The following is an 18,209-nucleotide window of genomic DNA, read 5'->3' as shown; positions in this document are numbered from 1 at the left end:
GTCCCGGCCGCCGCGACGACGGTCAGTGGGTGACGACCCACCAGGCGATCAGCACGCCGAGGGAGTTGGTGGCGACGTGCGCGAGGACCGGCGTGACGAGGTGGCCGCCCCAACGTCGCCAGGCGCTGAGCAGCACCCCCGCTGCCGCGGTGCCGACGACCGCCGCCGCGCACGTCGCGACCGTGCCCCAGCCGCCGACCGACGCCGCCACCGCCGCGTTGGCGCCCGCCATCCCGATCGAGGGCAGCACGTGCCACAGCCCGAACAGCCCCGACGACACCAGCGTCCGCCGCCACCACGACCCGCCGACGAGCCCGGGCAGCACCCCGCGGAACGCGACCTCCTCCAGTACGGCCGTCCCGAGCGGGATCCGGATCAGCGCGGCGAAGAGCATCGCGCCGAGCGGGCCGGCCGCCCGGGAGTCCTGGAACGCCTCGCGGGTCGCCGGGATGGCGAGCGCGACGAGGTAGAGCACCGCGACGGCCGCGAACGCGATCGCGCCGACCCCGAGGCCGCGGCGCACCGTCGCCCGCGAGAGCCCGAGATCGGCCCACGTCACCCCGCACCCGCGCGCGACGACGACCAGGAGCGCGGCGACGGCGAGGTTCCAGGGGATGTACGCCTCCGGCCACAGCCGGTTGCTGACGACGTTCGACGCTGCCAGGATCGCGATCACCGAGACCAGACCCAGCCGTCGCCGAAGGGCGCGCCCGGGGCGGAGGGGCTGGTCGGGGTGCGTCCGCAGGACCGTCGCCATCACGACCGTCCCGCCGTGGTGGGGGCCATCCCGGTCGACGGTACCCGAGCGCGCGCAGGGGGACGGGCACGATGACCGAGGTAGACCCGGCCGGCGCAACCGCAGGTCGGGGTACCGGCGGCACCGCCGCGGCGGGCGACGCGGAGGGTCTCGTGGCGCGCGACCGCTACGTCGACCTCCTGCGGGCGTTCTCGATCCTGGTCGTCGTGCTGTGGCACTGGGCCTTCACGATCCTGGTGTGGGGCCCGAGCGGCCCGTCGGCCACGAGCCCGCTGGGCTTCACATCGGGCCTGTGGGTGCTCACGTGGCTGTTCCAGGTGTTGCCGCTGTTCTTCTACGTCGGGGGCTACGTGCACCTGCGGGCCTGGCAGCGGGCCTGCGCGCGAGGTGAGCACCTCGGCCACTTCGTGTGGCGCAACATCCGCAGGCTCTCGCTGCCGGCGCTGCTGCTCGCGGTCGTCTGGATCGGGATGGGCGCGGGTCTGGGGGCGGTCTTCGACGTCGCGTGGGTCGGGCGCGCGGTGCTGCTCGTCATCAGCCCGTTGTGGTTCATCGCCGTGTACCTCGGCCTGATCGCCCTGATGCCGGCCTGGCTGTGGCTGCGCGAGCACTTCGGCGCGGTCCCGCTCGTGTGGTTCGCCGGGATGGTGGTCGTCGTCGACATCCTGCGGTTCCGCGCCGGGATGGACGAGCTCGCCTACGTGAACATGGTCCTCGTGTGGGGGCTGGCGTTCCAGGCGGGCTTCTCCTACGAGCAGGTGGTGCGCGCCCCGCGCCAGTTCGACGCGGCGCTGATGTGGGCGGGGCTGTTCGGGCTGGTCGGGCTCGTGTTCTCCGGGCTCTACCCCGGCTCGATGGTCGGTGTGCCGGGGGAGACGTCGAACATGGCGCCGCCGACGCTGTGCATCGTCGCGCTGCTCGTGTTCCAGATCGGGGTCGCGGAGATGGCCCGGCCCTCGCTCGAGCGCTGGCTCGAGCGGCCCGGCCCTCGCCGGGTGGTCGAGGTCGTCAACCGCTTCGCCATGCCCGTGTTCCTCTTCCACACCACGGGCATGGCGATCGGGCGCGGCCTGTTCTACGCCCTGACCGGCGAGATCGCCGAGAAGCAGGTGCCCGACACGGCGTGGTGGCTGCAGCGTCCCCTCTGGATCGCGCTGTCGCTGGCCTGCACGCTCCCGGTCATCTGGCTGTTCGCCCGCTTCGGCCACCGGCGCCCCACCGGCGGCTCCCCGCGGGTCGCCGCACCCTGACCGCACCTGGCCCGGGATGTGATGGGGGCCATCGTTGTTCGGCCACCGAACGTGACGAATGCGGCGCCGAATAGAGTGATCCGCCGGAGGGGTGGGGGATGGCGGGTCTGGAGGTGGCACTCGGCGTCGTCGCCGCGGTCGTCCTGGTGGGCGTACTGGCGGTGCGGGTCTCGGTGCGCCTCGGCCTGCCCTCGCTGCTGCTCTATCTCGGCATCGGGGTCCTGCTCGGCGAGTCGGCACTCGGCCTGCAGTTCTCCGACGCGCTGCTCACCGAGAACCTCGGCATCGCCGCCCTCGTGCTGATCCTCATCGAGGGCGGCTTGACCACCCGGTGGGACGCGGTGCGTCCCTCGCTCGGGGTGGGGATCGCGCTGTCGACCGTGGCCGTCGTCGTCAGCATCGGCGTCGTCGGCGTGCTCCTGCACCTGCTGCTGGGCCTGGACTGGCGGGTCGCGTTCCTGTGGGGCGCGGTGTTGTCGTCCACCGACGCGGCGGCGGTGTTCAGCGTCCTGCGCGGCGTCGGTGTCTCCCGGCGTCTCGCCGGTGCCCTCGAGCTCGAGTCCGGCCTCAACGACGCCCCCGTCGTCCTCGCCGTCGTCCTGCTCGCCTCCGGCGACCCGATCCACTGGTGGACCCCGGCGCTCGTCGTCTACGAGCTGGCCGCGGGCGGGGCCATCGGCGCGGTGCTCGGCCTGGGCGGGGCGTGGGCGCTGCGCCGTGCCGCGCTGCCGTCGACCGGTCTCTACCCGCTGGCGACGATGTCGGTCTGCGTGCTGGCCTTCGCGGGCGGGCAGCTCGCGCACGCGTCGGGCCTGCTCGCGACGTACGTCTGCGCGCTCGTGCTGGGCAACTCGCGGCTGCCCCACCGCGGGGGCGTGCTGTCGTTCGCCGAGGGCACGGGCTGGCTCGCCCAGATCGGGCTGTTCGTGTTGCTGGGGCTCTACGTCTCACCGCTGCGGCTCGGCGAGGCCGTCGTCCCCGCGCTGATCGCCGGAGCGGTCCTGCTGTTCGCCGGTCGGCCGCTGTCGGTCGTCGCCGCGGCGCTGCCGTTCAAGGTCCCCTGGCGGGAGCAGGCGTTCCTGTCCTGGTCGGGGTTGCGCGGAGCCGTTCCCATCGTGCTGGCGCTGATCACCCTCGTCGAGGGCGCCCCGAGCGGGTCGCAGCTGGTCGACGTCGTGTTCGTGCTCGTCGTCGTGCTGACGCTGCTGCAGGGCACGACACTGCCGTGGGTGGCGGCCCGGCTGAAGGTCGTGCAGTCGACCGAGATGCGCGAGGTCGAGGTCGACTCCGCACCGCTCGACGAGCTCGACGCCGACCTGCTGCAGGTGCGAGTGCCCGTCGGGTCGAAGTTGAGCGGGGTCTACCTGCGGGAGCTGCGGCTGCCGCGGGGCGCGACGGTCAGCCTCGTCGTGCGCGACGGGCAGGGCTTCACCCCGGACCTGGAGACGCGGCTGCGCGAGCACGACCAGTTGCTCGTCGTCACCACCGCGCAGGCGCGCCGCGCCGCGGAGGACCGGATCCGCGCCGTCGACCGGGCCGGCCGGCTGGCGCGCTGGTTCGGGGTCGGACAGGAGCCGGCCGCGGGGGCCACCGACGGCACCGACGGCCGCGGCTGACGGGGGGTCCGGGCGGCCGCGGGTACGGCCGGGGACGGGCGGACGGGAGGGCCCGGCGATAATGGTCCGGTGAGCGATCCCTGCCCGGCCGCCGCCGGTCCCGTCGTGGTGCCGCGGGGTGCCCGTGGGTGAGCTGCGCAGCCTCCCGGTCCCCGACGGCCTCGACGGCATGCGGGTCGACGCAGGGCTCTCCCGGCTGCTCGGCCTGTCCCGCACGGTCGTCGCCACGCTGGCCGAGGAGGGCCGGGTCGCCGTCGACGGGCGCGCCGCGGGCAAGTCCGACCGGCTCGCCGCCGGCGGCTGGCTCGAGATCGAGCTGCCCGACCCGGAGCGCGAGTCCGATGGCATCACCGGTCCGGTCGAGGTCGTCGCCGGGCTCACGATCCTCCACGAGGACGACGACATCGTCGTCGTCGACAAGCCCGTCGGCGTCGCGGCCCACCCGAGCCCGGGCTGGACGGGCCCGACCGTCGTCGGCGGGCTCGCGGCACTGGGTGTCCGGGTCGCGACGTCGGGGGCGGCCGAGCGGCAGGGCATCGTCCACCGGCTGGACGCGGGCACGACCGGGGTGATGGTCGTCGCCAAGTCCGAGTCGGCGTACTCGGAGCTCAAGCGCGCCTTCAAGGAACGCACCGTCGACAAGCGCTATCACGCCGTGGTGCAGGGGCATCCCGATCCCAGCCGCGGCACGATCGACGCGCCCATCGACCGCCATCCCCGCCACGACTGGCGCTTCGCCGTCGTCGAGGGCGGCCGGCCCAGCGTCACGCACTACGACACCATCGAGGCCTTCCGCGCGGCGTCGCTGCTCGACATCCGGCTCGAGACGGGCCGCACGCACCAGATCCGGGTGCACTTCTCGGCGATGCGCCATCCCTGCGTCGGCGACCTGACCTACGGCGCCGACCCGACGCTCGCGAAGCGCCTGCACCTGGACCGGCAGTGGCTGCACGCGCGGGAGCTCGGTTTCGCCCATCCCGCCGACGGTCGCCGGGTCGAGTTCACCAGCCCCTACCCGGCCGACCTCGCTCGCGCCCTGGATCTGTTGCAGGACTGAGGAACCGGCCGTGACGACGCGCCGTCGCATCCTGCTGTACGTCACCTGTCTCGCGGTGCTGCTCGGGGTGGCGTGGTACGCCGGATCGCGGCCCTCGTCGTCGGGTCCGCCGCCGTCGGCGACGGGCTCGGTCCGCCTCGGGCCCGACCCGGGCACCGCCGTCGCCGACTACCTCGCGACGCTGCCCGGTGACCTGCCCGCACCCGGCGTGACGGTTCCCGCGCTGGTCCAGCTCGACGCGGAGGTCACCGGTCCGCAGGCCGTCGCGCTGGCCGCCGACGGGACCCTCGCCGAGGTCGTGTGGCGGGTCCCGCTGCCGCGGGTGCAGACAGCGCTGCGCTTCGAGCCCCTCGACGACGGCGTCCCGCCCGCCACGGCCGTCGACACCGCGCGGCAGCGCGCGGCGCTGGCCGCGCAGGCCGACGCCGACCGCCGCACCGGACGTCCCGGCGCCGTCGCCGCCGCCGAGCAGGCCGCGCTCGCCCGGCCCGGCTGCGGCTGCGTCGTCGCGCTGGTGGTGGAGGCCGACCGGACGGTCCTCGAGGCCCTCGCCACCCGGCCCGGGGTGCGTGCGGTGCAGGCCGCTCCCGCAGGTGCGCGGCTCGCCGACCTCGCGCTCGCGCCGCTGCTCCCGGAACAGACCGAGCGGGCCGACCCGCTGCCCGACGACGGCCCGGTCCCGACCTCCTGACCAGCGGACCCCCGAGACGGACCGGGGGAATTCCGGAGTCCGACTGGGTGGTCACCCGGATGTCGTAGCGAGCCGTCCGCTGGAAGCGTCGGCGGCATGGCGACTCGGGGGGATTCGACGGCCGGGCACGCATCCGGCCTCGCCGGCGCGGTGACGGTCGCGGCGCTCGTCGCGGCCGTCCCGGTGCTGGTGCTGCACGTCGTCGGGGCCGGGTCGGTGAACCCGCTCGCACAGACCGTCAGCGACTACGTCGCGGCGCCCGACGGCTACGCGCTGCTGGCGGTGTCGGCCGCGGCGCTGGCGTTCGCGGGGCTGTTCGTCGCGGTCGCGGCGTGGCGTTCCCGGCTGCCGGGGGCGCCGGTGCTGGCCGCGCTGACGGCCGCGTGGGTCGTCGGGCTCGGACTGGTCGCGGCGTTCCCGACGAACGTCGCCGGCGCGCCCGCCGACGTGTCCGCGGTCGTCCACCGCTGGGGCGGCGCGCTCGTGCTCGGGCTCGCCCCGGTGCTCGCATTGGTCGTCGCCCGCGGGCTCGTGGCCCGGGGCGAACGGCCGGTGCTACTGGTCCGGCTGACCGTCGCGACGGCCGCGCTCGACGCGGCGTTCCTGCTCGGTCATGTCCCGATCGTCATGCTGGGTTCACCCGGATTCCCCCTGCTCGGGCTGGTGGAGCGTGTTCTCTACGCCCTGGTGATCGTCCTGCTGCCGGTGATCGCGCGCGCCCTGCGCCCGCGTCCCGCGCTGCTCCCGGCCGGGCCCGCCGCCACCGTGCCCGCCGCCACCGTGCCCGCCGTGTCGTCCGTGGGGGCGGGTCGATGAGCACGCTGACGGTCCTCGCCGTGGCCGCGGCGGTCGTCGCGGCGGGGTGCTTCGCCGTCGGCGGGGTCCTGCAGCACCGCGCGGTCGCCGGCGAGGCCCGGGTGCCGGCCGGTCACGGCGCGGCGACCGGGCGGCTCGATCCCAGGGGGTTCGCGGCGCTGCTGCGCCGCCCCCGCTGGCTGGTGGGTCTCGGCCTCGCCGCCGCCGGCGCGGCGCTGCACGCGCTGGCGCTGGTGGTCGCGCCGGTGTCGGTGGTGCAGCCGATCGGGGTGCTGGCGGTCCCGATCGCCGTCCTGCTCGCCGCCAGGGCCTCCGGGGCCCGGGTACCGACAGCCGTGGTCCTGGCCGTCGCGCTGTGCGTCGCCGGCGTCGCGGGCTTCGTGGCGCTGGCCGCGGGCAGCGCAGTCAGCGGCGCCGCCGACCCGCGGGTGCTCGCGATCGCCGGTGCCGGGGTCGGGATCGTCGTACTCGCCCTCGCGGCGCTCGCGGCGCGGGCCCGCACCCCGGGAGTGCGCTGCGTGTCCTGCGCCGCAGCGGGTGCGACGGCCTTCGGCCTGGTCTCGACGCTCGTCCGGGCGCTCGCCGAGCGGGTCGCCGCCGGTGCGCCGGCCCTCGACCTCGCCGGCCTCGTCGGCGGCATCGCCGTCGCGCTGCTCGCCGGCGGGTGGCTGGTGCAGCAGGCGTTCGCGGCCGGTCCCCCGGAGCTCGTCGTCGCGTGCCTGACGGTGGTCGACCCGGTCGTCGCCGTCGTGCTCGGGGTCGTCCTGCTCGGTGAGGGTGCCGCCACCGCGACCGGCACCGCGCTCGGCATGGCCGGGTGCGCGGTGGCCGCCGCGACCGGCGTGCTCGCACTGGCCCGCCACCACCCCGACGCCGTGCACCGCCGCGCGCAGCAGCGGGTCGCCCGCGCCGCCGTGTCCGGCTCCCTGGTCCCCGCGGGTCGCTCCTGACCCCCGCGCTCCCCACCTGCACCGACGTCCAGAACCATCCGAGAGAGAGCGAGGTACCGCCGTGCGTCCGCTGCGGATCCTGATCGGCGCCGACACCTTCCCACCCGACATCAACGGGGCCGCCCGCTTCGCCGAGCGACTCGCGAGCGGGCTGGCGGGCCGCGGGCACGACGTGCACGTCGTCGCCCCGTCGCCCGACGCGACCGCCCACCGCGAGCCCGCCCGCCCGGGAGCCGACGGCGTGCGGGTGCATCGGGTCCGCTCGCACCGCTACCCGCTGCACGAGACCTTCCGGGTCTGCCTGCCCTGGCAGGCCTCGCCCGCGACGGCGGCGCTCGTCGCCGACCTCGCGCCCGACGTCGTGCACGTCCAGGCGCACTTCGTCGTCGGCCGCGGGACCGCGGTCGCGGCGTCGAGGGCCGGGGTGCCGCTCGTGGCGACCAACCACTTCATGCCGGAGAACCTCTTCGGCCACGCCCGGGTCCCGGCCGCGCTGCAGCAGGCCGCCGCCCGCTGGGCGTGGCGTGACCTGGCCCGCGTGTTCTCCCGGGCCTCGGTCGTCACGGCGCCGACCGAACGCGCCGCGGGCCTGCTCGCCGACGCGGCGGGCATCGACGGCGTACTCCCGATCTCCTGCGGCATCGACTCGGCGCGGTACGCGGGCGGGGTCGAGTCGCCGACGCCGACGGTGCTGTTCGTCGGACGGCTCGACGAGGAGAAACGCGTCGACGAGCTGTTGCGCGCCGTCGCGGCGCTGCCGACGGGCCTCGGCGCGCGGCTGGAGATCGTCGGCGACGGGTCGCGGCGCGCGGCGTGGACCGCGCTCGCCGGCGAGCTCGGCCTCGCGGAGCGGGTCACGTTCCACGGGTTCGTCGACGAGACGACCCTCGTCGAGGCCTACCGCCGCTGCACGGTGTTCGCGATGCCGGGGATCGCCGAGCTGCAGAGCCTGGTGACGCTGGAGGCGATGTCCGCGGGCAAGCCCGTCGTCGCCGCCGACGCGATGGCGCTGCCGCACCTGGTCCGGCCCGGGCGCAACGGGTGGCTCTACACCCCCGGTGACGTCGACGGGCTGGCCGCCGCCCTGGGTGCGCTGCTGGCCGACCCGGCGACGCGGGCGCGGATGGGCGCGGCGAGCCGCGAGATCGTCGCCGGGCACGCGCTGGACGCCACGCTCGACCGCTTCGAGGAGGTCTACGCGCGGGCCGCCGGGCGCGTCGAGGTGCCGGTCCGGGCGGCGTGACGGGCGTGGTGACGGGCGCTCCGACGGCGTCGTGCCGGGTGCCGTGACGGGGCCGTGCGGGGCCGGCGCCCGCCCCCGACACGCGGGCCGGGGCCGCCAGCAGGGGATACCCGCCACGGCGCCGGGGGTGGCCGGAACCGTCGGTGCGCGGGGCTAATCTGAAGCCCTTCCACCGGTCGCCCCGGCACGCCGGCGGGAGGTCATCGCACGGCATCACGGCACGCGCCCCGAGGGCGCCCGACGGCACCGCGCTCCCGGGCGCGAGGACGGAGCAGACGGGTCCCCATGACAGCCGCCAGCACGGACAGCTTCGTCCACCTGCACACCCACACCGAGTTCTCGATGCTCGACGGGGCCGCGCGGCTCGACGACCTGTTCCGCGAGTCGGCGAAGATGGGCATGCCGGCGCTGGCGATGACCGACCACGGCAACGTCTACGGCGCCTACGAGTTCTGGCGCAAGGCCAAGGCCGCCGGGGTCAAGCCGATCATCGGCATGGAGGGCTACCTGTCGCCGGGCAGCCGCCACGAACGCAAGCGCGCCACGCTCGGCGGGCAGACGGTCAGCGACGACAACCCGGGTGAGATGTACACCCACATGACGTTGCTGGCCGAGAACACCGAGGGGATGCACAACCTCTTCCGGCTGTCGTCGCTGGCCAGCCTCGAGGGCTACTACTACAAGCCCCGCATGGACCGCGAGCTGCTGGAGACCTACGGCAAGGGGATCATCGCGACGACGGGCTGCCCGTCGGGCGAGGTCGCGCGCCTGCTGCAGCAGGACCGCTACGACGACGCGTGCCAGGCCGCGAGCGACTACCGGGACATCTTCGGCAGGGACAACTTCTACTGCGAGCTGATGGACCACGGCATCGAGATCGAGAAGCGGGTCCAGGAGGACCTGTTCCGGCTCAAGAAGGAGCTCGGGCTGCCGGGCCTCGCGACGAACGACCTGCACTACACCTACGCCGAGGACACCAAGCCGCACGAGGTGCTCCTGTGCGTGCAGACGGGCAAGACCCTCGCCGACCCCAACCGCTTCAAGTTCGACGCGCAGGACTTCTACCTCAAGTCCGCCGCCGAGATGCGCGCCCAGTGGGACCCGATCCACCCCGAGGCCTGCGACAACACGCTGCTGATCGCCGAGCGCGTCGACGTCTCGTTCACCGAGGGCCAGGACCTGATGCCGCGCGCGCCCGTCCCCGAGGGGGAGACGGAGGAGTCGTGGCTGGTCAAGGAGGTCGAGAAGGGGCTGCACCGGCGCTTCCCGAACGGCGTCACCGAGCAGTACCGCAAGCAGGCCGAGTACGAGCTGTCGGTCATCATCCAGATGGGCTTCCCCGGCTACTTCATCGTCACCGCGGACCTCATCCAGCACGCCAAGAAGGTCGGCATCCGGTGCGGGCCCGGGCGTGGCTCGGCCGCCGGCTCGCTCGTCGCCTACGTCCTCGGGATCACCGACCTCGACCCGATCAAGCACAAGCTGATCTTCGAGCGCTTCCTCAACCCCGAGCGCATCTCGATGCCCGACATCGACATGGACTTCGACGAACGTCGGCGCGGCGAGATGATCCGCTACACCACGGAGAAGTACGGCGAGGACCGGATCGCGCAGATCATCACCTACTCCACGATCAAGGCGAAGGCCGCGATCAAGGACTCGGCGCGCGTGCTCTTCGGCCAGCCCGGCTACTCGGTGGCCGACCGGATCACCAAGGCCATGCCGCCCGCCATCATGGGCAAGGACATCCCGCTGTCGGGCATCTTCGACCCGGGGCACAAGCGCTACTCCGAGGCCACCGAGGTCCGCGCGCTCTACGAGGCCGACCCGCAGGTCCGCGAGATCATCGACACCGCACGCGGGCTCGAGGGCCTCAAGCGGCAGTGGGGCGTGCACGCGGCGGGCGTGATCATGTCGAGCAAGCCGCTGCTCGACGTCATCCCGATCCAGCGCCGCGAGGCCGACGGCGCGATCATCACGCAGTTCGACATGGGCGCCTGTGAGACGCTCGGGCTGCTCAAGATGGACTTCCTCGGCCTGCGCAACCTCACGATCATCGACGACGCGCTGGAGAACATCGAGCTCAACGGCAAGCCGCCGCTGGTCATCGAGGACGTCGAGCTCGACGACCCGAAGACCTACGACCTGCTCGCCCGGGGCGACACCCTCGGGGTGTTCCAGCTCGACGGCGGCCCGATGCGCGACCTGTTGCGCCGCATGGCCCCCACCGAGTTCGACGACATCTCCGCCGTCGGCGCGCTGTACCGGCCCGGCCCGATGGGTGCCAACGCGCACAACGACTACGCCGACCGCAAGAACAAGCGGCAGGAGGTCACTCCGATCCACCCGGAGCTGGCCGAGCCGCTCAAGGACATCCTGGGCGAGACCTACGGCCTGATCGTCTACCAGGAACAGGTCATGGCGATCGCCCAGAAGCTCGCGGGCTACACCCTCGGCAAGGCCGACCTGCTGCGCCGGGCCATGGGCAAGAAGAAGAAGGAGATCCTCGACAAGGAGTACGAGGGTTTCGCCCAGGGCATGAAGGACCACGGCTACTCCGCGGACGCGGTCAAGACGCTGTGGGACATCCTGCTGCCGTTCTCCGACTACGCCTTCAACCGTGCGCACTCCGCCGCGTACGGCGTCGTGTCCTACTGGACGGCCTACCTCAAGGCCAACTACCCGGCCGAGTACATGGCCGCGGTGCTCACGTCCGTCCGCGACGACAAGGACAAGGCCGCCGTCTACCTGGCCGAGTGCCGCCGCATGGGCATCACCGTGCTGCCGCCCGACGTCAACGAGTCGGTGCGCAACTTCGCCCCCGTCGGCGACGACATCCGGTTCGGCCTCGGCGCGATCCGCAACGTCGGCTTCAACGTCGTCGACGCGATCGTGGCGGCCCGCAAGGAGAAGGGCGCGTTCAGCGACTTCTCCGACTTCCTGCGCAAGGTCGACGCGGTCGTCTGCAACAAGAAGGTCATCGAGTCGCTGATCAAGGCGGGCGCGTTCGACTCGCTGGGGCACTCCCGCAAGGGCCTGCTGCTCGTCCACGCCGACGCGATCGACGCGGTGATGAGCACGAAGAAGGCCGCGTCGATGGGCCAGTTCGACCTCTTCGGCTCGATGGACGGCGGCGACGGCGACGACTCCGACCCCGCGCTGGCCGGGATCTTCGACGTCAAGGTCCCCACCGACGAGTGGGACACCAAGCACCGGCTCGCCGTCGAACGCGAGATGCTCGGGCTCTACGTGTCGGGGCATCCGCTGCACGGCGTCGAGGGGGTGCTGGCGGCGAAGGCCGACACCCCGATCCAGAACATCCTCGACGGCACGGTCGGCGACGGCGCGCAGGTCACCGTCGGCGGCATCCTCGCGGGCGTCAACCGGAGGGTGAACAAGAACGGCGAGCCCTGGGCGTCGGCGCAGATCGAGGACCTCGCCGGTGGCATCGAGGTGCTGTTCTTCCCGCGCTGCTACCAGGTCGTCGGGATCGACGTGGCCGAGGACGCGATCGTGCTGGTCAAGGCCCGCGTCTCCAAGCGCGACGACCGGGTCTCGCTCATCGCCAACGACCTCGCGGTGCCCGACCTGGCGGCGGCGGGGGAGGAGAACTCCTCGCCGGTCGCGGTGAGCCTCGCGGCCACCCGGTGCACACCGCCCGTCGTCGCCAAGCTCAAGGACGTGCTCTCCAGTCACCCCGGCTCGCGGCCGGTGCACCTGAGCCTGGTCAACGGCACCCGCACCACGGTCCTACGGCTCGACGACGCGCTGCGCGTCACCGCGAGCTCCGCGCTGATGGGCGACCTCAAGGCGCTGCTCGGACCGGGCTGCCTCGGCGGCTGAGCGCCCCCGGGCGGCGCGGCGTCGTCCCGACGCGGGGCACGCCACGGGCCCACCGGCGGTCGCCGGGGTCAGGTCTTCGTGCTCGCCGCCTGCGCTGCCGGCGCCGGTGTGCGGGTGGCACCCGCGGCGGGCATGAGGACCAGCGCGATCATCGACACCACCGCGCAGCCGACGATGTACCAGGAGATTCCGGTGCTCGACCCGGTGCTCGCCAGGATGGCCGCCGCGATCAGCGGCGCGGGGCCGCCCGCGATGACCGAGGCGAGCTGGTAGCCCAGCCCGGCGCCGGAGTAGCGGACGTTGGTGCCGAACACCTCCGCGATCAGCGCGGCCTGCGGGCCGTACTGCATGTCGTGGAAGATCAGCGAGACGACGATCGCGAGCAGCATCAGCCCCGAGATCTTCGAGTCGAGCAGCCCGAAGTAGGGGAAGGCGAAGGCGCCCGTCGCCACGACCCCGATGCCGTACATCAGCTTCCGCCCGATCCGGTCGGACAGGTAGCCGAACAGCGGCACGCTGACCAGCCCGATCGCCGCGGCCACGAGGGTGGCGTTGAGCAGACCGCTGCGCTCGAGCTTCAGCTTGCTCGTGCCGTAGGTCAGCACGAACGTGACGAACAGGTAGAACGGCGCCTGCTCCGACATCCGGACGAAGGCCGCGAGCAGGATGTCGCGCCACTGGGTGCGGATGACCTCGAGCAACGGCCGGCGTGCCACGGCCTGCTTCTGCCGGACCGCCGTGAACTCCGGCGACTCCAGGACCCGCAGCCGCACGTAGAGCCCGATGCCGACGAGCACGATGCTGGCGAGGAACGGGATGCGCCAGCCCCACGTCGTGAACGACTCGCCGGTCGTCGACGAGAGCAGCTGCACCATCCCGGTGGACAGCAACAGCCCCAGCGGCACGCCGAGCTGCGGCCAGCTGGCCATGAACCCGCGGCGCTTCTGCGAGCCCCACTCCATCGCGAGCAGGACCGAGCCGCCCCACTCACCACCGACCGCGACACCCTGCAGCAGCCGCAGCACGGTGAGCAGGATCGGTGCGGCGACGCCGATCGCGACGTAGCCGGGCAGCACCCCGATGAGGGCGGTGCCGATCCCCATGATCAGGAGGGTCACGACGAGCGTCGCCTTGCGGCCGATCCGATCTCCGTAGTGGCCGAAGATCGCGGCACCGACCGGCCGGGCGGCGAAACCGACGAACTGGGTGCCGAACGAGGCGATGATCCCGGCGTACGGCTCCGAGCCGGGGAAGAAGACGTGTGGGAAGACGAGTGCCGCCGCAGTTCCGTAGAGGAAGAAGTCGTACCACTCGATCGTGGTACCGACGGTGCTGGCGACGACTGCGCGTCGTCGCTGCGTTCTGTGGAGGGTCTGGGGCCCTGTCGTCGTCGGGCCGGCGTCCGCACTGGTCATCGCAGCTCCCCGATCAGCTGTCACGAGCCGGCAGGGCCACGGCGGCGCTGCCGGGTGCTGCGAGGCTCAGCGCCACCCGATCGAGTGTCAAACGGAAGGTCGGGCGAAACGTGCTTTCCGGACGAAACGCGTCAGTCGAGTGCCGAGAGCTGCTGCCAGTGCCGGGTCGCGGGCCCGTCCCAGCGTGAGTGCAGCGACTCGAAGAGCTCCGCCGCCCTGGCCCCCGCCCAGGCCCGGGGGAGCAGCTCGCCGGGCAGCTTGGGGTCGAGGAACGGGAAGCGGCGCCACGCGTGCACGAGCTGGATCTGCCGGACCATGATCGCGTCGGGGTCCGCCGGGCCGTCGTCGCCGAAGTCGGCGATGAACTCCTCGTAGGCGGACTCGAGCTCGGCGAGGTCCCACGCCTGGGCGACCATCGCGGCCTGCTCGCCGATCGCGCCGAACGGCCCGACGAACGAGCTGGTCACCTCGTCGAGCCCCAGATCACGGACGACCTCGGCGACCTCGTCCTGCTTGCCGGGGTCGGGGGAGATCCACACGCCCGCCGACGGCGAGCCCATCCCGGCCCAGGCCAGCCGCGTGCGCAGCCGGTGCCGCAGCTGCCGGCGCGACTCGGGCACGCTGACCAGCAGTACGAGCCAGCGCCCGTCCCACTCCGGACCGGGGGTGCCGAAGCCGTAGATGCGCGCGGCGCCGTCGGTGAGCAGCCTGCGGCCCGCCGCGGACAGCGACCAGCGGACCCGGCGGCCCGCGCGGTCGGAGGTCAGCAGGCCCTCGGCGGCCGTGCGCGCCAACGCCTGCCGTGCCGACTTCTGCTCGATGCCCAGCCGGCCGAGCACGTCGACCAGCACCTGCGTCCAGACCGGCTCCTCGCGCGGCAACACGAACTCGCCGAGCACGGTGAGGAGCATCGACCGCGCGCTCGCCGCACCCAGCTCACGACGACGGGACAACGCCGGACGGGTTCCGGACGACTCCTCGGCTGCGACGGACATGGTCCGTGCAGGGTAGTCGGCCCCGCCCGCGTCGCTCACTAGGCTCGTGTGCCGTGACCTCTCACGACGTCGGCACCGGCCCCGTCGCCCCCTCTGCCCTCGACCTCTCGACCGTCGACCGGGACCTCGTGTGGCACCCCTACGCGCCCATGCCGGCGACGGTGGCGCCGCTCGTCGTCGAGTCGGCCACCGGGGTGCGGCTGCGGCTCGCGACCGCCGGTGGGCCGGTCGAGGTCGTCGACGGGATGTCGTCGTGGTGGGCCGCGATCCACGGCTACCGCCACCCCGCGCTCGACGCCGCCGTCACCGCCCAGCTGGGCACGATGAGCCACGTCATGTTCGGGGGCCTGACCCACGCGCCGGCCGTCGCGCTCGCGCGCACACTCGTCGAGATCGCCCCCGGCGAGCTGGCCCACGTGTTCTTCTCCGACTCCGGCTCGGTGTCGGTCGAGGTCGCGATCAAGATGTGCCTGCAGTACCAGCGTTCGCGCGGGCGACCCGCCAAGCACCGGCTCATGACCTGGCGCGGCGGCTACCACGGCGACACCTTCGGTGCCATGAGCGTCTGCGACCCCGACGGCGGGATGCACTCCTTGTGGCGCGACGTGCTGCCGCAGCAGGTCTTCGCCCCGGCGCCGCCGGTCGCGTTCGAGACCGGCTACGTCGCCGAGTTGGCCCGGCTCGTCGAGACGCACGCCGACGAGCTGGCCGCGGTCGTCGTCGAGCCGGTCGTGCAGGGCGCGGGCGGGATGCGCTTCCACGATCCGCGGTACCTGCACGTGCTGCGCGAGCTGTGCCTGGCCAACGACGTGCTGCTCGTCTTCGACGAGATCGCGACCGGGTTCGGCCGCACCGGTGAGCTGTTCGCCGCCGAGCACGCGGGCGTCGCGCCCGACGTGATGTGCGTCGGCAAGGCGCTGACCGGCGGGTACCTCAGCCTGGCGGCGACGCTGTGCACCCCCGAGGTCGCGCGCGGCATCTCCGACGGCGAGGCCGGCGTCCTGATGCACGGCCCGACGTTCATGGGCAACCCGCTGGCGTGCTCGGTGGCGAAGGCGTCGGTCGACCTGCTGCGCCAGGGCGACTGGCGCGGGCGCGTGCGCGCCATCGCCGACGGCCTGCGTGCCGGGCTCGCGCCCGCGCGGTCCCTGCCGGGAGTGCGTGACGTGCGCGTACTGGGCGCGATCGGCGTCGTCCAGCTCGACCACGAGGTCGACGTGGCCGCCGCCACGGCCGCGGCGGTCGGCGCCGGGGTGTGGCTGCGCCCGTTCCGCGACCTCGTCTACACGATGCCGCCCTACGTCTGCACCCCCGCCGAGATCGCGACGATCGCCGCGGGCGTGTGCGCCGCCGCCGCGGCGGGGTGAGTCGGGGCCACGGCCCGACGGCCGCCTGCCCGAACCTGCGCGAGTCCCGGTCCGGTGAGTGGCGGACGTCAGCGCCGGACCTCATCGGCGCGACGGCGCGGGGGATCAGGCCGGCTTGGTCCCGACGATCCCGAAGAGCCGGACCGTCGCCCGGATCGGCAAGCCGTCGCGCACGAACGGCTGCACCGCCTCCAGACAGGCGGCCCGGAAGGCCTCCTCGCCCGCGGTCTGGATCGCCTCGTAGGCCGGGCCGCTGGCGGTGAGCCCGCGGATGTAGTGCTCGGGGTCGGCGTACTCCATGACGAACGGGACCTCGAACAGCTCACCGGGCTCCAACCCGGCGGACGAGAGGAACGCGGCGGCGGCGCCGGGCTGCTTGAGCGCGACCATCGCCGACTGGTGACCGACCTGCTCCTGCGTCGCGAGCCGGAACGGGGCCAGCAGCCGGCCACCCGGCGTCGCGGCCATGTCGCCCCAGAACGTCAGCGCCACGGTGCCGCCGGGGCGCAGCACCCTGGCGACCTCGGCGATCGCGCCAGGGGTCGTACCCCAGATGCCGCGGAAGCTCGTGACCATGTCGAACGAGGCGTCGGCGAACCCGGAGTCGGCCATGTCGCCGACGCGGATGTCGCAGCCCGGGTTGCGCAGCCGCGCGACCTCGACGAGGCGCGGGGACGCGTCGATGCCCGCGCACCGCGCCCCCGCGATCCCGGCCAGCTCCAGGGCGAGCCCCGCGCCGCAGGCGACGTCGAGCAGGTCCACGCCGGGGCGGACGTCGAGCAGCCGGTGCACGAACACGTACTCCCGCACGGCGTGCGGCTCGGCCAGCGTCGCCCAGTCGACGGCCCTGCGGCCCCAGCCCTCGTCGACCATCTGCCAGCTCATCGCGCTCCTTCGCCGCCGCCCGGGCCCGCCCGCGGGCGATCACCCGGTGAGTATGACTCCCACCCGAACGCCTCGGACGTCACATGCGCCAGGCGGCGGCGGGCACATAGGGTCGCCGACGTGGACGCCGCACCGGAGCACCCGCTGGACTGGCTGGACGAGGCCGCGACGCGGCGGCGCACGGCCGGCCTGCGCCGCGCGCTGCGCCACCGCCCGGCCGAGGAACCCCTGCTCGACCTCGCGGGCAACGACTACCTCGGGCTCTCCCGCGACAAGCGCGTCGTCGACGCCGGGGTCGCCGCGCTGCGCACGTGGGGTGCCGGTTCCACGGGCTCGCGCCTGGTCACCGGGAGCACGACGTTGCACGCGCAGCTGGAGGACGCGCTGGCCGCGTTCGTCGGGACCCAGGCCGGGCTCGTCTTCTCCTCGGGCTACGCGGCGAACATCGGGGTCGTGACGGCGCTGTCGGGCGCGGGCTCGCTCGTCGTGTCCGACGGAGCGAACCACGCCTCGATCGTCGACGCCTGCCGGCTCTCCCGGGCCCGGGTCGTGGTGACCCCGCACGCCGACGTCGCAGCCGTCGACGCCGCCCTCGCCGCCCGCGCCGAACCGCGGGCGCTCGTCGTCACCGACGCCGTGACCTCGGCCGACGGCACCCTCTGCCCGCTCGCGGAGCTGCATGCGGTGTGCCGGGCGCGAGGGGCGGTGCTCGTCGTCGACGAGGCGCACGGCCTCGGAGTGCGCGGGGCCGGGGGCCGCGGGCTGGCCGCCGAGCAGGGTCTCGCGGGCGCCGACGACGTCGTGCTCACGGTGACCCTGTCCAAGGCACTCGGCAGCCAGGGCGGGGCGGTGCTCGGGCCGCGCCGGGTCGTCGAGCACCTCGTCGACGCCGCCCGCACGATGATCTTCGACACGGGTCTGGCGCCCGCGGCCGTCGGCGCCGCGCTGGCGGCCCTGCAGGTGCTGCAGGACGAGCCGGGCCTGCCCGCCGCCGTCCTCGCCGCCGCGGCCGCGCTCGCCGACGCCGCGGGGGTGGCGGCCCCGCCGTCGGCCGTCGTGCCGGTGGTGCTGGGGGAGCCCGAGCGTGCGTTCGCCGCCGCGCAGCGCTGCGCCGAGCTCGGGGTACGGGTCGGGTGCTTCCGGCCACCGTCGGTGCCCGCGGGGACGAGCCGGTTGCGGCTGACCGCGCGCGCCGACCTCACCGACGCCGACCTCGACCTCGCCCGCCGGGTGCTGGTGCAGGTGCTGGCGGCCTCGTGAGCGTCCTGGTCGTCAGCGGGACCGGGACCGACGTCGGCAAGACCGTCGTCACCGCCGCGGTCGC

At 73.9% G+C, this 18,209-nt stretch carries 14 protein-coding genes; 10 read left to right on the top strand and 4 right to left on the bottom strand.

The window, feature by feature from the left end:
* Nucleotides 1–22: 22 nt before the first annotated feature.
* Nucleotides 23–757, bottom strand: a complete 735-nt coding sequence (locus tag PSD17_RS21445) for a CPBP family glutamic-type intramembrane protease (protein WP_103383162.1) — start codon at nt 755–757, stop codon at nt 23–25.
* A 71-nt stretch (nt 758–828) separates the two neighbouring features.
* Here PSD17_RS21445 and PSD17_RS21440 point away from each other — a divergent pair, with 71 nt between their 5' ends.
* The 8 genes from PSD17_RS21440 (at nt 829) to dnaE (ending at nt 12,223) form a co-directional block, all read left to right on the top strand.
* Entirely contained in the window at nt 829–2,007 is a 1,179-nt protein-coding gene (locus PSD17_RS21440; protein ID WP_013674948.1) for an acyltransferase family protein, read from the top strand.
* 98 nt (nt 2,008–2,105) lie between these two features.
* Complete coding sequence (locus PSD17_RS21435; RefSeq protein ID WP_013674949.1) at nt 2,106–3,623, top strand: potassium/proton antiporter; 1,518 nt, start codon at nt 2,106–2,108, stop codon at nt 3,621–3,623.
* 169 nt (nt 3,624–3,792) lie between these two features.
* Nucleotides 3,793–4,680, top strand: coding sequence for an RluA family pseudouridine synthase (locus PSD17_RS21430; RefSeq protein WP_049803676.1), 888 nt, complete (start codon nt 3,793–3,795; stop codon nt 4,678–4,680).
* A 10-nt stretch (nt 4,681–4,690) separates the two neighbouring features.
* Nucleotides 4,691–5,371 carry a hypothetical protein gene (locus PSD17_RS21425; RefSeq protein WP_103383164.1) on the top strand — a complete coding sequence of 227 codons (681 nt, stop codon included), beginning with the start codon at nt 4,691–4,693 and terminating at the stop codon, nt 5,369–5,371.
* 96 nt (nt 5,372–5,467) lie between these two features.
* Nucleotides 5,468–6,187: a DUF998 domain-containing protein gene (locus PSD17_RS21420; RefSeq protein ID WP_339124283.1), complete on the top strand. Its 720-nt coding sequence runs from the start codon at nt 5,468–5,470 to the stop codon at nt 6,185–6,187.
* Complete coding sequence (locus tag PSD17_RS21415; protein WP_013674953.1) at nt 6,184–7,137, top strand: hypothetical protein; 954 nt, start codon at nt 6,184–6,186, stop codon at nt 7,135–7,137. The genes PSD17_RS21420 and PSD17_RS21415 overlap by 4 nt, the downstream gene beginning before the upstream one ends.
* A 61-nt stretch (nt 7,138–7,198) precedes the next feature.
* A complete protein-coding gene (locus tag PSD17_RS21410) occupies nt 7,199–8,380 on the top strand; it encodes a glycosyltransferase (RefSeq protein WP_339124282.1) in 1,182 nt (393 codons plus the stop codon).
* Between the two features lie 285 nt (nt 8,381–8,665).
* Nucleotides 8,666–12,223 (top strand): DNA polymerase III subunit alpha, encoded by a 3,558-nt coding sequence (dnaE, locus tag PSD17_RS21405; protein WP_013674955.1) that lies wholly within the window; start codon nt 8,666–8,668, stop codon nt 12,221–12,223.
* Between the two features lie 68 nt (nt 12,224–12,291).
* On the opposite strand, the gene PSD17_RS21400 is transcribed toward dnaE, so the two are convergent.
* Both PSD17_RS21400 and PSD17_RS21395 read right to left on the bottom strand, forming a co-directional pair.
* Entirely contained in the window at nt 12,292–13,638 is a 1,347-nt protein-coding gene (locus tag PSD17_RS21400; RefSeq protein ID WP_339124280.1) for an MFS transporter, read from the bottom strand.
* Nucleotides 13,639–13,769: 131 nt separating this feature from the next.
* Entirely contained in the window at nt 13,770–14,633 is an 864-nt protein-coding gene (locus PSD17_RS21395; RefSeq protein WP_041761226.1) for a PaaX family transcriptional regulator, read from the bottom strand.
* Between the two features lie 53 nt (nt 14,634–14,686).
* Between PSD17_RS21395 and PSD17_RS21390 the strand changes: the two genes are divergently transcribed.
* Entirely contained in the window at nt 14,687–16,000 is a 1,314-nt protein-coding gene (locus tag PSD17_RS21390; RefSeq protein ID WP_339124279.1) for an adenosylmethionine--8-amino-7-oxononanoate transaminase, read from the top strand.
* A 105-nt stretch (nt 16,001–16,105) separates the two neighbouring features.
* Here the strand turns inward: PSD17_RS21390 and PSD17_RS21385 are convergent, their stop codons facing one another.
* Nucleotides 16,106–16,885 (bottom strand): class I SAM-dependent methyltransferase, encoded by a 780-nt coding sequence (locus PSD17_RS21385; protein WP_013674960.1) that lies wholly within the window; start codon nt 16,883–16,885, stop codon nt 16,106–16,108.
* A 120-nt stretch (nt 16,886–17,005) separates the two neighbouring features.
* Between PSD17_RS21385 and PSD17_RS21380 the strand changes: the two genes are divergently transcribed.
* On the top strand, nt 17,006–18,145 hold the full coding sequence (locus tag PSD17_RS21380; protein WP_103382735.1) for an 8-amino-7-oxononanoate synthase: 1,140 nt from the start codon (nt 17,006–17,008) through the stop codon (nt 18,143–18,145).
* Nucleotides 18,146–18,209: the final 64 nt, after the last annotated feature.

The sequence above is a fragment of the Pseudonocardia sp. D17 genome, assembly GCF_036984265.1.
Lineage (GTDB): Bacteria > Actinomycetota > Actinomycetes > Mycobacteriales > Pseudonocardiaceae > Pseudonocardia > Pseudonocardia benzenivorans.
This window is presented reverse-complemented; position numbering and strand designations above follow the sequence as displayed.

Excerpts from the sequence above, each read along its gene's own strand:
- PSD17_RS21445 (WP_103383162.1), bottom strand. The coding sequence starts at position 757 with ATGGCGACGGTCCTGCGGACGCACCCCGACCAGCCCCTCCGCCCCGGG.
- PSD17_RS21440 (WP_013674948.1), top strand. The coding sequence starts at position 829 with ATGACCGAGGTAGACCCGGCCGGCGCAACCGCAGGTCGGGGTACCGGC.
- PSD17_RS21435 (WP_013674949.1), top strand. The coding sequence starts at position 2,106 with ATGGCGGGTCTGGAGGTGGCACTCGGCGTCGTCGCCGCGGTCGTCCTG.
- PSD17_RS21430 (WP_049803676.1), top strand. The coding sequence starts at position 3,793 with ATGCGGGTCGACGCAGGGCTCTCCCGGCTGCTCGGCCTGTCCCGCACG.
- PSD17_RS21420 (WP_339124283.1), top strand. The coding sequence starts at position 5,468 with ATGGCGACTCGGGGGGATTCGACGGCCGGGCACGCATCCGGCCTCGCC.
- PSD17_RS21415 (WP_013674953.1), top strand. The coding sequence starts at position 6,184 with ATGAGCACGCTGACGGTCCTCGCCGTGGCCGCGGCGGTCGTCGCGGCG.
- dnaE (WP_013674955.1), top strand. The coding sequence starts at position 8,666 with ATGACAGCCGCCAGCACGGACAGCTTCGTCCACCTGCACACCCACACC.
- PSD17_RS21400 (WP_339124280.1), bottom strand. The coding sequence starts at position 13,638 with ATGACCAGTGCGGACGCCGGCCCGACGACGACAGGGCCCCAGACCCTC.
- PSD17_RS21395 (WP_041761226.1), bottom strand. The coding sequence starts at position 14,633 with ATGTCCGTCGCAGCCGAGGAGTCGTCCGGAACCCGTCCGGCGTTGTCC.
- PSD17_RS21385 (WP_013674960.1), bottom strand. The coding sequence starts at position 16,885 with ATGAGCTGGCAGATGGTCGACGAGGGCTGGGGCCGCAGGGCCGTCGAC.